General features: G+C 65.0%; 10 protein-coding genes and 1 tRNA gene. 6 read left to right on the top strand and 5 right to left on the bottom strand.

Annotated elements, in window-relative coordinates; translation table 11 throughout:
* Nucleotides 1-6: 6 nt before the first annotated feature.
* The gene (locus tag H5J31_RS06790) at nucleotides 7-939 is read right to left on the bottom strand and encodes an SEFIR domain-containing protein (protein WP_181771599.1); all 933 of its coding nucleotides are present in this window, start codon (nucleotides 937-939) and stop codon (nucleotides 7-9) included.
* 268 nt (nucleotides 940-1,207) lie between these two features.
* Between H5J31_RS06790 and H5J31_RS06795 the strand changes: the two genes are divergently transcribed.
* From H5J31_RS06795 to H5J31_RS06820, 6 genes are all read left to right on the top strand, one after another.
* Nucleotides 1,208-1,768: a toll/interleukin-1 receptor domain-containing protein gene (locus tag H5J31_RS06795; RefSeq protein WP_328701400.1), complete on the top strand. Its 561-nt coding sequence runs from the start codon at nucleotides 1,208-1,210 to the stop codon at nucleotides 1,766-1,768.
* Between the two features lie 4 nt (nucleotides 1,769-1,772).
* A complete protein-coding gene (locus H5J31_RS06800) occupies nucleotides 1,773-3,404 on the top strand; it encodes a tyrosine-protein kinase family protein (RefSeq protein WP_181771601.1) in 1,632 nt (543 codons plus the stop codon).
* A gap of 27 nt (nucleotides 3,405-3,431) precedes the next feature.
* The gene (locus H5J31_RS06805) at nucleotides 3,432-4,100 is read left to right on the top strand and encodes a hypothetical protein (protein ID WP_181771602.1); all 669 of its coding nucleotides are present in this window, start codon (nucleotides 3,432-3,434) and stop codon (nucleotides 4,098-4,100) included.
* On the top strand, nucleotides 4,100-7,195 hold the full coding sequence (locus H5J31_RS06810; RefSeq protein WP_181771603.1) for an ATP-binding protein: 3,096 nt from the start codon (nucleotides 4,100-4,102) through the stop codon (nucleotides 7,193-7,195). Before H5J31_RS06805 ends, H5J31_RS06810 begins: the two co-directional genes overlap by 1 nt.
* Nucleotides 7,196-7,250: 55 nt before the next feature.
* Nucleotides 7,251-10,646, top strand: a complete 3,396-nt coding sequence (locus H5J31_RS06815) for a hypothetical protein (RefSeq protein WP_181771604.1) — start codon at nucleotides 7,251-7,253, stop codon at nucleotides 10,644-10,646.
* 206 nt (nucleotides 10,647-10,852) lie between these two features.
* Nucleotides 10,853-10,936, top strand: a tRNA-Leu gene (locus tag H5J31_RS06820).
* Here H5J31_RS06820 and H5J31_RS39790 read toward each other — a convergent pair.
* From H5J31_RS39790 to H5J31_RS06835, 4 genes are all read right to left on the bottom strand, one after another.
* On the bottom strand, nucleotides 10,918-11,607 hold the full coding sequence (locus H5J31_RS39790) for a zinc ribbon domain-containing protein (RefSeq protein WP_236004783.1): 690 nt from the start codon (nucleotides 11,605-11,607) through the stop codon (nucleotides 10,918-10,920). The two genes, H5J31_RS06820 and H5J31_RS39790, sit on opposite strands and share 19 nt — an antisense overlap.
* Entirely contained in the window at nucleotides 11,547-12,518 is a 972-nt protein-coding gene (locus H5J31_RS40390; RefSeq protein WP_328701401.1) for a recombinase family protein, read from the bottom strand. The genes H5J31_RS39790 and H5J31_RS40390 overlap by 61 nt, the downstream gene beginning before the upstream one ends.
* 247 nt (nucleotides 12,519-12,765) lie before the next feature.
* Entirely contained in the window at nucleotides 12,766-13,338 is a 573-nt protein-coding gene (locus tag H5J31_RS06830; RefSeq protein WP_181771605.1) for a hypothetical protein, read from the bottom strand.
* Nucleotides 13,339-13,355: 17 nt separating this feature from the next.
* Entirely contained in the window at nucleotides 13,356-14,891 is a 1,536-nt protein-coding gene (locus tag H5J31_RS06835) for an RNA-directed DNA polymerase (RefSeq protein ID WP_181771606.1), read from the bottom strand.
* Nucleotides 14,892-14,941 lie beyond the last annotated feature (50 nt).

Consider the following 14,941-nt stretch of genomic DNA (forward strand, 5'->3'; position numbering starts at 1 on the left):
CGGCGCCTACTCCAGAGTGGGGTCGGCCCAGGCGAGTTCGGGCCACCACCGGTGGTCGGTGGTACCCGGCCGGTACATTTCCAAGCGGAGTTTCAGCACGCCGCTGACATCGACCTCGATCCTGGCCGGTTTCCCCATACCCACTTTCGTTTCCGGTGAAGGTTTCCCGTCGAGAAGAAAACGGAAGTGACCGACCTGGAAGGTTTCGTCGGCGTCGTCGAGCACGCCGACCACCGCGGTCAGCCGTCTGTAGGCCATTCCGAGATCGACTTCGACGAAGCCGAGCCGTTCCGGCGCCTTCAGGACGATGCTGTCCGCATAGTGCACACCGCCGATCCGCGCGCCCTCGGCACGAAGCAGCGAACTGCACGCCTGCCAGTCCAGCCTGGTCACCGGCGTCCGACGAGGCTGGTAGCCCCCTGCCGCACCTCCTCGCCACTCTCCACGTTCGGGTCGCTGGTGCCGGGCTCGGCCGGTGATCGCGGTCAACAGGTCCGCGACGCCCTCCTCGGTGAACGTCTCGACCGGATACCTCGTGGTGGAGTAGGGGTTGAGGAAGTTCGGGATGTCCTCGACGGACTGCTGGGGGAAGACGACCGGGAGGATCCGCTTGATCTCCCGGCCGAGATTGTCGGTCATCCGATCCCGGATGCGCGCCGCTTCGAACTGGGAGCCACGCCCTTCATCGTGGGCCACTTTCCCCTCGGCGCGGCGTTTGTAGTCCGGGGAAGCGATGACGACCACGAAATTCGCGGTGTCGAGATGATCCAGCGCCCAGGAAGACCAGTCACGGCGATCGTGGTCGTCCCATTGATCAAGGTGTACGTCGAGCCCGATCTGGCCGTGTAGGAATTCGGCGAACCGGCGAACCCGGTCCTTGTGCTCCGGGGAATCATGTGCGTAGGTCACGAACACCTTCGGCGCTTCGTTGTCGGCCATCCACTCTCCTTGTTGATGACGGTGCCTCGTTTGCTCGGGTGAGAGGCATTCTTGACCACTGGCCGGGAGTGTGCACCCTTTGGCGCTCCCTTGTCACCTTTCTGTCTTTTCCGGGTACGTAAGTGTCCAGGGCTTCTTTGCGGGTGAACGGGTGTCCACTTTTTGTCGTGTTTTTGTACCTTTTTCGAGGGTGTCGTCGGCCCCTAGGATCGCCTTGTCCGGAAGGTCGGCGTGTGAAGGAGCAAGGGCGCTCGTGTACGAGTACCACGTGTTCATCAGCTATCAGCGCAGCGGTTCCACCGTTCCGGCCTGGGTTCGCAACCACTTTTATCCGCGGCTTCGGGAACTGATGGACGACTTCGTCGACTATGAGGTCAAGATATTTCTTGACGATCAGGTTCCGGTAGGTGGTGAATGGCCGGACTTCGTGCGCGAGGCGTTGCGGCACGCTCGGATCCTGATTCCGGTGTGTTCGCCCAAATATTTCAGTGATGAATGGTGTATGGCGGAGTGGCGCTCGATGGAGAAGCGAGAGGAACTCGTCGGCATGACCAGGAATGGCCGCCTGATCTACCCGGTGATCTTCAGTGACTCCAAGAATTTCCCGGAGTTCGCGAGCCGGCGGACGATGCGGAACTTGAAGAGCTGGAATCTGCCCTACGCGCACTATCAGAACACAGCCGAGTACTTCGACTTCCATCGAGAGATGGAGCGAGTGGTCGAGGAACTCGCCGAGATCATCTCGCAGGTTCCCGAGTGGCGTTCGGAGTGGCCGGTGGAGACCGCCGCCCCGGCCCTGCCGAAACCGTCGACCCTGCCGAGGTTCTGATCCCATGCCGGGAACCGTGGTCACGTTCTACTCCTACAAGGGTGGCGTCGGGCGAAGCTTCACCCTGGCCAACATCGCCGTTCTCCTCGCGCGCTGGGGGCATCGCGTGCTGTGCGTGGACTGGGATCTCGAAGCGCCTGGCCTGGACTCCTACTTCAAGCCGATGATGAACGCGGATCCCTCGGGCGGGGTGGTGGATCTGGTCGACGACTTCCTGGCCGGAAGGGTGCGTCCCGGTGCGCATACGACCAGGTTGAGGGGCGTCGAGAGTCTGGACGTCATCACCGCGGGCCGCGCCGACGCCGATTACGCCGGCCGGATCCAGAAGATCGACTGGGAAGATCTCTACCAGCAGGGTTTCGGCGACTATCTCGAACGCTGCCGCGAACAGTGGACGACCGAGTATGACTATGTCCTCCTCGACAGCCGGACGGGTATCTCGGACATCGGAGGCATCTGCACCGCGCATCTCCCGGATCGGCTGGTCGTCTTGTTCACGGCGAACGTGCAGAGCATGCGGGGCGCGGTCGAGATCGCCGAACGAGCCGACGTGGCCCGCGACCTCATGCCCTACGACCGGCCGCAGCTGACCGTCTTGCCGGTGCTGTCCAGATTCGACGCTCGCGAAGAGTACGAGCGGTCGGTGGAGTGGCGGCGGATCTGCTTGGAGGAGACCAAGAAGCTCTTCGGCAACTGGCTCGACCGTGAGACCCCACCCGAACTCATGTCGCGCCACCTGACGTTGCCTTACGTCTCCTACTGGACCTTCGGCGAAGAGCTGCCGGTCATGGAGGAGAAGCGGCCCACGGCCGATCAGATCAGTTTCGCCCTGGAAACGGTGGCGGCGGTGGTCGCGCACGACTTCGACCGGACCGACCTGCTGGCCGAGAACCGGGATGCCTACGTCGCGGCCGTTCGTGCCGAGAAACGCACGTTCACCCACGATGTCCGGGTCAGCACGCCGAGGCCGACCCGAGCACTCGCCGCGGAACTGATGAAACACCTGGGAGACCTCGATGTCCGCCCGGTGTTGTCGCTGTCCGGAGAGCGCTCACTGCTCGAACGGACCGAGGACGACGCGAGGCACCTCTGCCTGCTCGTCGACGGGGAAGTGAGCCGGTGGCAGGCCGCCGAGGTCGAACTCTTCCTGCACCGGACCCTCGGGCAGGACCGCCGGGTCATTCCCGTCCTCACCGCCAGAACAGAACCGAACACGCTGCCGGGCTACGTCGGCAATCTGCGGTTTCTTCAATTCGACCCGTCCCGCGGCCCCGCTGAGGTCGCCCAAGGGCTGGTGGACCAGCTCAACGGAACCACCGCGCTGGTCGAGCCGGGGAAGTATGACGTGGCCGGAGCGCTTCGGCAGGCGGCCCAGGCACGGTTGCGCCCCCTGATGTGGAGGCTGGTGGACGAGATCGTCGCCGAACTCCAGGTCGCGATCGGCGCCGGCGAGAGCGGTCGCGCCCAGGAACTCGCCGAAGACCTCTTCCTGACCGTACGGAAGCGGTCGACCGACACGGAGTCGCACTTCCGTGTCGTCGCACCTCCCGATACCCGTGCGGCGATCGACTGGGCCGTGCGGACCGTCGAAGCGCGGGCGGTACGGCATTCGTTCAGAGGATTTCTCGACCAGTAGGCAACGACCGAAGCGGAAGGATCTCGGATGACGGATCGATTGGGACAGAAACAGACCGCGGCGATGCTCGCGTTGATGGTGATCGCGCGCGAGATCTCCAACCCGGAACTGAAGAAGATCATCGGCTTCGCGCTCGACGGCAAAGAACGTCGCCAGCTCAACGACCTTCACCTGGTTGCCAGCGAGAAGCGAGGACGTCCCTTCTATCACGAGCTGACCGAACGTGGTTGGGCTTGGTGTGAGGACGAGCTGAACATGGAGGAGGCGCCCCCGCCCCGGAGCAGCCTCGGGAGCGCGCTGTACGTACTGCTCGGCGGCCTCGGCGGTCATCTCAGGCGGAACAACCTTCGCCTGGCACACCTCTTCGCGGCCGAGGTCGGGCCGGGCGCCGAAGAGGTCGAGCCTGCCGCGGAAGAGGTCGAGCCCGCCGCCGAGGAGATCGAGAAACGGATCCGGGACGCCTACCACAAACTTTCGAGCAGCCCACGCGATTGGGTCGGGCTGGTCGACGTCCGGCCGCTGCTCGGCGTGGCGTCCACCACGGCCGTCGACGCGGTCTTGAAGGAGCTCAGCCGGTCGGGGCAGGCGCATCTGGTCCCGGCTTCGAATCGCAAGACCCTCACCGCCGCCGATCACGCCGCGGCCGTCCGCATCGGCGGTGAGGACAACCATCTGCTCTCGATCGAGGCGTCGTGATGGATCCGCAAGCGGCGCTCGCGGCTCTGCGCTTCGACTGGGCCGACACACCCGACCATGTGTGGCGTGACTCGCCGTATCACGTCGACGGTCTGCACGCCGAGGTGCTCGCGTCGGCGAACGCAGGGATCCGGGACGCCGCCGCCAGCGACGGACCGAGCCCGATCGGCCTGGTCCTGCAAGGCCAGAAAGGCGTCGGGAAGACGCATTTGCTCGGCCTCGTGCGTAAGCAGGCCCATCAGGCACGCGGCTACTTCTTCCTCAACGATCTCACGGCGGGCGACGCGTTCTGGGAGAACACCGCGGAGGCTTTGCGCCGGGGACTGTCCAGACTGGATGGAGGCGGGGTGGCCCAGCTCACCGGTTTCCTGCGCAGAGTCTGCCTCCGAGCCAACGTCGATGCGCAGGTCACCAAGAAGATCCTGAGTGGACGTGGCGTGTCGAGGAACGATCTGGACGCCTTCGTCGAAGGGGTGAAGGCCCTCGACCGACAGGTCGCGATGGACTGTTCCGACACGGCTCGGGCCCTAGTGCTCTACGCGAGTGAGGACTCCAAGAAGAACTACGTCGGAGACGACTATCTAGGTGTCTTCCCGGAATCGAAGACCGGGGACCGGAGGAAGTGGGGGATCCGGAACGAGCCCAAGTCGGCGTTGACACAGGTCAGGAACATTACGAGGCTGCTCGCGTTGACCGGTCCGATCGTCGTCGCCGTCGACCAGCTCGACACCCTGGTGGCCCGGTCCACCGTGGCGACACAGCGAATCAAGGACAGCGACGAGGAGGACGTGCTCGTCGCGCAGATCGCGGACGGCTTGATGGGACTGAGGGAGGTGACCCGGCGGACCATGACGGTCCTCGCCTGTCTGCCCCACTCGTGGGAACTGATCAAGCAGAAGGGTGCGGACACCGTCCCCGACCGGTTCCGTGAGGCCTTGATCCTCGGCCGGGTCACCAACGCGGAGGTGGGCAGGGCACTGGTCGCGAAACGCCTCGGAGTCGCCTACTCCGCGATGGGATTCGTCCCGCCGCACCCCACCTGGCCGGTGGCGCCTTCGGCGTTCGAAGGCGGATGGGACGAGTTGACCCCGCGGGAGATCCTGAAACGGATCGGCGCCCATATCGAAACCTGCCTCCGGTCCGGTCGGATCGTCGAACTGGCCACGTTCGACGAGCAGGGGACGCGCCCCGCGGTGGTGTCGCGTCCGGTGATGACGGCCGATCGATTCGTGGAACTCGACAAACGGTTCGAAGAGCTGCGATCGGCCGCCGAACCGTCCGCGTTGAGCGACAAGAACTCCGAGGACAAGGCCATGCCCGTCCTGCTGCACGCGGCACTGCGGGCCTGGATCACGGAAAACGGTAACGACGGAATGGAATGGGGCTGCGAAGCCAAGAACGACCGGAACGAACTGCACGCACGGCTCACCCACACCTTGGACGAAGCGTCCGATCTCGAAGAGCACTGGGCGTTCCGGGCCATCGCGGCGCCGCACCATCTTGCGGTGCTGCATCGTTTCCGCAAGGCGCGGTCCGCGGCAGGCCTACGTCGGGGCGTCGAGAACCGTCATCTCATCCTGCTCCGCAACACGTCGTGGTCGCCGGGGCCGACGACCCAGAAGGAACTCAAAGAGTTCAAGGCCGCGGGCGGACGACACCTGCCACTGTCCGAATCGGATATCCGCACGTTCTGGGCGCTGGACCAGATGTTCGCCGAAGGCAGCCGGGAACTCCACGAGTGGCTCGTCGACCGGCGCCCCGCCGGCCGGTCGGAACTGCTGTCCACCGTCCTTCCCGAGCCCGCTCCACAATCGGCCCCGAAGCACGTTCCCGACGAGCCCGTCGCACTGCCCGCGGACGGGGAGATCACGCTCGGAACCGCTGTCGACAGCGGGAAGCCGGTCCGGATCGATCTGACGGCGTTGCGGAAGCACGCCGCGATCTTCGCCGGATCCGGTTCCGGTAAGACGGTTCTGCTGCGGCGGATCGTGGAAGAGTGCGCGTTGCAAGGGGTCTCGGCGATCGTGCTGGATCCGAACAACGACCTCGCGCGGCTCGGCGACGCCTGGCCCGAACCGCCCTCGGCGTGGGGACCGGACGACGCTCAGCTCGCCAAGCGGTACCTGGCCGAGACGGACGTCGTCGTCTGGACTCCCGGACGCGCCACCGGCAGGCCGCTCGCGTTCCAGCCACTGCCCGATTTCGCGGGTGTGCTCGACGACGAGGACGAGTTCAACGCGGCCGTCGAAGTCGCGGTCGCCACGCTCGCCCCGCAGGTGCGGCTGACCGGAAGCACGGCGAAGACCAACATCGGGCTCGCGGTGTTGCGGCAGGCCGTCGTGCACCACGCTCGCACCGGGTCGCGGAGCCTACCGGAACTCATCGAGGTGCTCGAGGATCTGCCCGACGGCGTGAGCACCTTGAACGACGGGAGGAAGGTGGCGGCCGACCTCGCCGAATGGCTGAAGGCCGCCATGGTCAACGACCCTCTTCTCGCCGGAGGCGGTGAACCGGTCGACCCGGCTGTCCTGCTCGCGCCCGGGGAAGGGAAGCGAGCGAGGGTTTCGGTCATCAGCTTCGTCGGCCTGCCCGGGGAACAGCAGCGCCAGAACTTCGTCAATCAGCTGCAGATGGAGCTTTTCGCCTGGGTCAAAAGGAATCCGGCGGGGGACCGGCCGCTCGGCGCGTTGTTCGTGATGGACGAGGCACAGACCCTCGCGGCGTCCGGCACCCTCACGGCGAGCACCCGCAGCACGATCGTGCTCGCCTCGCAGGCACGAAAGTACGGTCTGGGCCTGCTTTTCGCCACGCAGGCGCCGAAGGGACTGCACAACCAGGTCGTCGGAAACGCCATGACGCAGTTCTTCGGCAGGCTCAACAGTCCCGCCCAGATCGCCGCGGCCAACGAACTCGCCAGGGCCAAGGGCAGCCCCGTCGACGACATCTCGCGGCTGGAACGTGCGCAGTTCTACGTGGCGGGGGAGGCGTTCGGATTCCAGCAGGTGACCACCCCGCTGTGCCTCACCCACCATCCGGCGAGCCCGCTGCGCATCGAGGAGGTGCTCGACCGCGCCCGCGACGACGAAGACGAGTGAAACCGCAGATCCCGTAAGCCTCATTGAACGCGCTCGCTGGGAAGGATTTCGCACCATGGCAGGAATCTTCATCAACGTCCAGGCCGGTGACGGCCAGGACCGCACCCTCGACCGGAGTTTGAGTCACGTGTTCGGCCGGAATCCGGGCGGCGCCGCCGATGCCGCCGTGATGGTGGTGCCGATCGGCACCGGTTGGCTGGAAGATCTCGAAGATCCCGGTAACGAGGTCTTCGAGCGGCTCGCCGACGCCCTGCGAGACGGCACGAAAGTCGTCCCGGTGCTCACCGAAGACGCCGCCATGCCCACCGAAAGTGAGCTGCCATCCGAGATCGCCGGCCTCGCGCGCCTGCGGTACCGGCGCCTCGGCCGCAAGACCGCGGAGCAGGACATCGCGAGCCTGAGCAACGAACTGATCCGGGTCGCGCCGGAGCTGGGAATCGGCGTCGTCAAGGGCCTCGAAGACCTGTCGGAGTGGCTCGATTCCTGGCGGCACGCCACGAATCCGGTGCTGCCCGAGGCGTTGCCGATACTCGGCCGTGACCGTGAGGTCGACCGGCTGTGCGCGTGGCTGGACGCCGAGCCGTCGGTGCTGCCCGTGTACGCCGGCAGCCGTACCGAGGCCGCCGCGTTCGTGGCGACCGCGCTCGCGGCGCACCGGCCGGAACTGCGGGCCGTGCGCGTGTCGACCGAGGACGGTCTGCGTCATTGCCGTGATCTGGCCGCTCCTTTCGTCGTCGTTGTGGACGGCCCCTCGGCCGAGGTGGGCGCGATCGCCGGCGGTCACGTCGTCGTGGTGCGGAACACGCCGGACCGGAACGGCGGCGATCTCCTGGTACTGCCCGGAATTCCCCGCGACAAGGCGGCCGAGGCGTTCGCCGCGGCAGGCGTCCCGCCCGCGGACGCGAACTCGCACGCGGACCAGGCGCGGCGGAGCCTCGGCAGCCTGCGTCGTCGGCTCAGCGTGTCCGACGATCTCCCGAAGTGGGTGAACCCGCTCGAGCGCGACCTCGCCGCGCCGCTTCTGCTGATCGGCCGGTGGTCGGCGTTCTCGCCGCAGGACCGGGACGAGATCGCCGCGATCGCAGGGCGGGAGACCGACGAACTCGACCGGTTCTTCACCAGGTCGGCGTCCGGCGACGACTCGTTGCTGGTCCGGGCCGGGGATCGGTTGGAACTGGCGGATCCGCACGACGCCTGGTCTCTCCTCCATGGGCGGCTGAGCGCGCAAGACCTGCGGCGCTGGCACGAGGAGGCCGTCAAGGTGCTCTCGGAGCCGGACCGGACGTGGTCGCCTGAACTGCGGTACGGCTTGGCGCGGAGCGCGGCCATGCTGGCCTCCGAAGGGAAGACGACGCTCGCCGATGGCGTCACGTGCGCAGACCACGCCGCCCGCTTCGTCCGGGAGCTTCTGGGGCGGGCCGACGAAGACGCTCAGCTCTGGCGGTCGCTCGACGACGTCCTGCCCCTGCTGGCGGAAGCGGCGCCGCACGAGTTCCTCGGCGCCGTCGATCGCGCGCTGACCAGCGATCCGTCCCTGCTGCGAACCGCCTTCGACGACATCGACCCGCGCGGCCTCACTGCGGCGCTGGAGTCGGTCTGCTGGCTGGACGAAGCGCTGCCGATGGTCGTCTCCGTCCTGGCCGAACTGGCGCGAGGTACGGGGGAGGGGCCGCTCGAGTCCTTGGTGACGCTCGTGCAGCCGTGGCATCCGTACCTGGAGCTGCCGGACGGGCAGCGGACGGCCTTCGTCAAGGCGATCAGCCGTCGTACCCCCGATGTCGGCTGGCGGCTGGTGCTCGCGCTGCTGGGCGGCCCGCAAGGACATCTGCTCACGAGCCCGCGGCGCCCCCAGGTCCGTCTCGAATGGACGATCCCGGCGCCCTCCGCCACCGGCGTCTCCGAGTTCGACGACGAAGTGGTCACCGCGGCGCTCACCGCGCTGGAGGAACGCCCCGAACGGTGGTGCGACTTCTTCGGACAGCGGCCCGAGTTGACGACCGCGCAGTGGGACCGGTTCGTGGAGGCCCTCACACGGCTGGACACCGACCGGCTCTCCTCGGACGACCGTTTCCGCCTCTGGAACCGGCTCACCGGGCTGACCGCCGAGCATCGCCACTATGCCGGTGCGGAGTGGGTACTGCCGGAAGAATTGCTGCAGTGGCTGGAATCCTGCGCCGAAATGATCGAGCCCGCGGTGAACCCGAGGCGGCACGCCCTGCTGTTCGGACCGCATCCGTATCTGGAGGGCGGTGACTCGCTCGATCCCGACACACGCGAGGCCGAGATCAAGCGTCTCCGGCGCGAGGCCGTCGGCGGGGTGCTGCGCGAGCACGGCGTCGAGGGCCTGCGCGTCCTCGCCGCCGAAAGCGCGCGGCCCCGGCTGGTCGGCGTCACCGCTGCGGAAGTGGCCGGTGAAGAAGTCCAGGAAGCCGCGCTCGCGGTCCTCGGCCAGGATGACTGGGCGTCCGGCTGGGCCGGTGAAATGGCGCGTTCTCAGGGCGAAGAGTGGTGGCAGGAGGTCGCGACGCAGCTCAAAGGCCAGGAGAGCCTCGTCGATTACCTTCTGGCGGTGCCCGCGGAGCACGCGTTGGCGCTCCTCGATTCCGCCGACGACGCGGTTCACGAGGACTACTGGGCTCGAGTCAGCCCTTGGCCGCTTCCCGAAGGCCAGGAACTGTCGTTCGTCACGCAGCTCGCTCGGCGGCGCCCGTGGGCCGCGGTCGAGGCTCTCGCTCAAGGCGTGCGCGCGCCGGAACCGCTGTCCCCGCCGGCGTCCCTGCTCGAAGACGTGCTGCTCCAGGCGTCCGCGGACGAGGTCGAGCCCCCCGACCGCAACGCCGTCGCGCAGGTGGGTCCGCTGCTGGACCACCTCGTGGAGGCCGGCGGATCGGACGTCGCGGTCGCGCGCCTGGAACTCCGGTACCACGCGGCGCTCAAGCACCACCGGAAACCGCAGAGTCTCCAGCGCATCCTCACCGGGAACCCGGTCGCGTTCGTCGACCTCTACACCCGGATCCACCCCGCGGACGACGCGTCGCCGCGTGTGGAGCTGGTCAACGCGTGGTTCGCGATCTTCGAGCTGCGCACCGTGCCGGGCGCCACCGACACCGGCCTCGACGCCGCCGCCCTTAAGACCTGGGTCGCCGATGCCCGCGCGGAGTTCGCCGAGCGCGGCCGGGCCGAGTCCGGCGACCGAGCGATCGGCACCGTCCTGGCCGGCACCTCGGTCCACCAGGACGGCTGGCCACCCGAGCCGATCCGAGACGTCCTCGACGTCGCCGACGGAGGTCACCTCCGCGAAGGGTTCGCCATCGGCATGACCGCCCAGGACGGCGACCCGCAGGACCTCGCCGAACGCCACCGCCGCTGGGCGAGGCGCATCAACGTCGGCTGGCCCCGCGTCGCCGCGCTCCTCCGCGAGCACGCCGACGACCTCGACGACGCGCTGTAACCGTGCGGAGGGGTCGGGCGTCGCGTCCGACCCCTCCCGCGTGCACACCCTGTCGCTCTCTGTTGCTATTGCTTCTCGACCTGCGGATTCTCGGGACGTCAAGCTGCCCGACGGTAACCGATCATCGTCTCAACGTGAGCCCTCGTGACGATACGTACCCCCCTGATTGAGGCCTTCCGGGCGACGTATACTCTCTTCATCAGCAAGTCCGAGTGGCGGAATGGCAGACGCGCTAGCTTGAGGTGCTAGTGTCCTTAACGGACGTGGGGGTTCAAGTCCCCCCTCGGACACACACGTTACCCACACGGGGAGAGGCGGTCACCACGACCGCCTCTTTTTTGTTGTCGTAGAGCACTTGCAGCCCAAGGTCCCGGTAGACCTGCGTGATGCGGTCCGGGTTCCGCGAGTTGAGCGCTCTTTCGACATCGCCCAGCGAGTCGAGCATGGCGTACACCTCCGCCGCATCGATCGTGGCGGACTCAGGCAGGTTCTCCAGTTCTTCTCGTGCCGCCTGGCGCTCCGCCTGAGCAAGGTTCATCGCGTCCACGAGCGCCGCCGGATCCACGCCAGCCTCGATCGCGGCCTGATGCCGCCGCAACCTTGCCTCTGCGGCCTTCAACCGCTTCTCGACCGCGTCCCGGCCAGTTCCCGGCCTGCTCTGCTGTGCCCCGACCATTGCGGCAACGGTCTCGTCGCGGTTGTCCGGGTCGAAGACCTGGCAGAGCCAGGCGTTGATCGGCGGAGTCACCACGTCCTCACGAAGGTTCACCGTCTTCGGATGGTCGGCCAACACCGCCGAGCCCGGCGCTAGTGTCCGTGCGATGCACCGGTAGTAGACGCCTTTGCGGATCGCCGCGCCCTGCATCTTCCGGGTGCAGATCTCGCAGCGCACTAACCCTTTCAGCAGATACGTGTGCCTGGTCGCGGGCCGTTCCCGGTCCAGCTTCGCGATACCACGCATCCGCCCGCGGCTCGCGACCGGCGCATGAGCTGCGCCTGTGTGAAGACCTCAACCGAAACGATCTCGGGGTGCGCGGGCTGTCGTGAGCGCACTACACGATCTGGCGTCGCGCGCCGGAACCGGACGACATGGCCCGCGCTGACGTCGTCCGGGTTCAGGAGCGTCTCGTGCTTGGCCCATCGGCCAAAGATGGCATATCCCGTGTAACGCGGGTTTTCCAAGATCGACCGGATCGTGCTGCCTTGCCAGCCATCGGCGAGCCGATGCCGGTTCTGGTCCGGCCGACGCTCGGATGGACACGGCACCCCGTCTTGGTTCAGCCCCTTCGCGATCGCCCGGTCTCCGCTGCCCTGCGAGTATTCCGCGAAGATCCGCCGCACGACCTCGGCCGACTGGTCGTCGATCTCCAGAACGCGCAGCCTGAACCCTTCAGCCGCCTTGCGCGGGTTCGGATGCGGACCGCCGTCGACGACGACGTACCCATACGGAGCCCTGCCGCCTTGGTGGCGTCCTTCGTTCACCACCTGCGCGTCCATCGCCGCCCGTACACGTGCCTGAACGTGCTGGCGTTCCGACTCGCTCATGCCACCGAGGACGCTCATGAGCATCTTGTGGGAAGGATTCCGGGCGTCGAACTTCCCGCCTAGCTCGGGCACCCACAGATCCACTGCGTACGCCGCAAACCTTGGCGCGATAAGCGAAAACTGGTTCCCGAACCAACACCGAGTACCTTCGCCAACGACTAACGCGTCCCACTCTCGCCGCGGGTTCTTCAGCTCGGCGAGTAACCGCGCTGCCTCGGTCCGCCGCTCCCACGGCACCGAACGCGACTGGCCGATGTCGAAGAACTCCGCGACGATCCGTCCGCCGAGCGGCTCGACGAACTTGCGCGCGTTGACGCGATATCCAATGTTATCGCCGGCAACGAGTCACTTGATGAAATATATAGAACAGTACTGAACACTCGATAATGCTAGATGCTGCAGTCCTTGCAAAGCTGCCGACCTTGCGCGGCCAGGCTAGTTGCCACCTCCTTGGCGCACGCTCGTATCTTTTCGTCCCGAGGGCACGAAGCAGCATAGAGGACGTCAGGCGTGTGCCGAATCGCTAGGTACCCAGGGTTTCGCCGAGTTCTTTGACGGGGCAGCCACTGATTGCTTAGGTCGTTACAACTTGCGAATCGACATAAAGAATTAGTTCACGACAGATGACATAGCACCGATCCAGCGCAGTAGTGCCGAGCACAATACGATCGTCAACCAGAACGACTCCAATGGAACGAATTTTCGCACGTGTTTTCTGGTTACGCTGGCGACGCGTGAGCGAACCCAGACCGTGAGCTATTGCGTTGCGCACATCGATACCTGCGTCGAACTGGGACCAGCGACCGAAAGTTTCGATACTGAAAGTGTGATATCTAGAGAACGCCACCTTCCGGTCACTCCAGGTGCTACTCGACCGCAGTTCTGCGTCTGCTACCAGCCTCCTGAGTATCGGCTCATGGCCGGCCAGTTGACGACGGAAGAGATACCCGTTAAGTGAGTCGATATACGCTTCCACAATGCTGATATACCGCAGGTACATCGCCTCCAGTCTCGTCTGAGCCGGATCATGCGAGCCCAGCGATCCCGTGAGGCGAATTCGACCTGCGCCCTTGCTGTCCGAATCGTCTTCGGTTGCACGAAAATCAGCGCGATTCTCTGCTAGAAGGGAAGCGGCCTCCTCGGTCAAGGCAAGATTGAATCTGATCATATCTGACCAATAAGGGAAGACAGCAGTGGTGAACCGTCCTTTACCGCCTGAAGGCGTTTCTTTGCGTCCTCGTCCTGCGTTCGATTAAAATGCGCTCGCAGGGATTCCGCATACCACGGCAGCAGCACTCCAGGGGATGAATCGAGACTCTGCACTATTTCGTCTGTCGACATGTGCCCTGATCCTGAAAGTGCTCGTGTCGCATAAGCAACCGTGACTGGCGACGGAGATTCGAGCCTAAGATTGCGGACCCAGACCACTCTCTCGGCGAGGCCGTCAGACGGTAGGCCATTGAGAAGTTCTAGCTCGTGTATAAGTTGAACCAGCCATTGGGCCTGCCACTCGTTCATCGAAAGGTTTATGGCTGCGCCCACGACCTCTGTTACCTCGGTAGGTGCGCCGGGAAAGGCAGCAACAAGGTAACGACAGACCGTTGGAGTTATCGCAGGAACGTATGGTAGAAGGTCTCCAACTTCTCCCACGACGGTTGAGTCGGATTCAGCAGCCAGGCTTCCAATAGCGCGCCGCAGCCTGCGCATGCCCGCAGCGCTAATATTGCGAGGATCGATACTCTCGTCTGGGTGATCGCTCGCTGCTTGCTGAACCGCCTGCCTGGCACTATCTAAGTCTTCAGAGAAGTCTTCCGTGTACTCGGCAATCGCCATCTCAATCTCGTCGAGGTCAACGACACCTTGCCGTTCATGCTCCACCAGGCCGACATGGTCCCACACGTACTTTACAAACCCATGGGTGAGAGTTTTGTACTCGTTAGTGACCAATCCAACGGCTCTTGCTGCCGCGTCAAGTTTTTCAATCGCCTGCAGAGACTCACCGTATGTGCGACACGCTATCCGAAAGTCATCGTTATAGCGCCATGCTGCTAAGCCGTGCCGATGGAGATCTCTTTCGACACAATCTATGTAAACTTCCGATAGAAAGTCCGATGAGTCAAGTAGCTGGGGTATCCCGAACGTGCGGCCCTGAACTTCCTGCAGTAGCGCTATGAGGTGGTCAATCGCGTCGAAATCCCCGCCGCGCAGTCTGAGTTCCCGTGCCAGTACATTGTGGTCAATATACTGGTAGAACGCAGCAATGTCTGCAGCCACAACGTATTCAACTTCCGAGGTGTTCACGAAGAACAGGCTTGTCGACGTCTTTTTGTCAATTGCCCGCTGCTTAGTGGAAGCGTACGAGATGGGCGCATTAACAAACCGCAGGTATGATTCGCCGGATCGATCGAAGGTGAAGTTCTCGCCAAGTGCGAGACCAACAAGCGCGCGGTAGACGATGCGCTCGACTATCCCCCATATGGCTACCGGGCGAGTTCCACGTATCTTTCGGACGGAGGTGATATGCTCAGGCTCTGGGTTGAACCCGCTACGCAGCTGCGACGTTATCGACCGTTCCACGCGACTCGCGTCCTTGACTAGATTGCCCCAGTCGACTTCGTGCGGGAGCATGTTTCGTTCGGTAGCGGCCTCCTCGGTGATGGCCTTCTTGAGACCAAGCCTCTTAACGAACTGCTCTGCCATGGCCTTCACAGGGCGGACCCCTCCGTCACCGAATCGGACCGTGCAGGACG

It is taken from the genome of Amycolatopsis pittospori, assembly GCF_013870525.1.
Taxonomy (GTDB): Bacteria; Actinomycetota; Actinomycetes; order Mycobacteriales; family Pseudonocardiaceae; genus Amycolatopsis; species Amycolatopsis pittospori.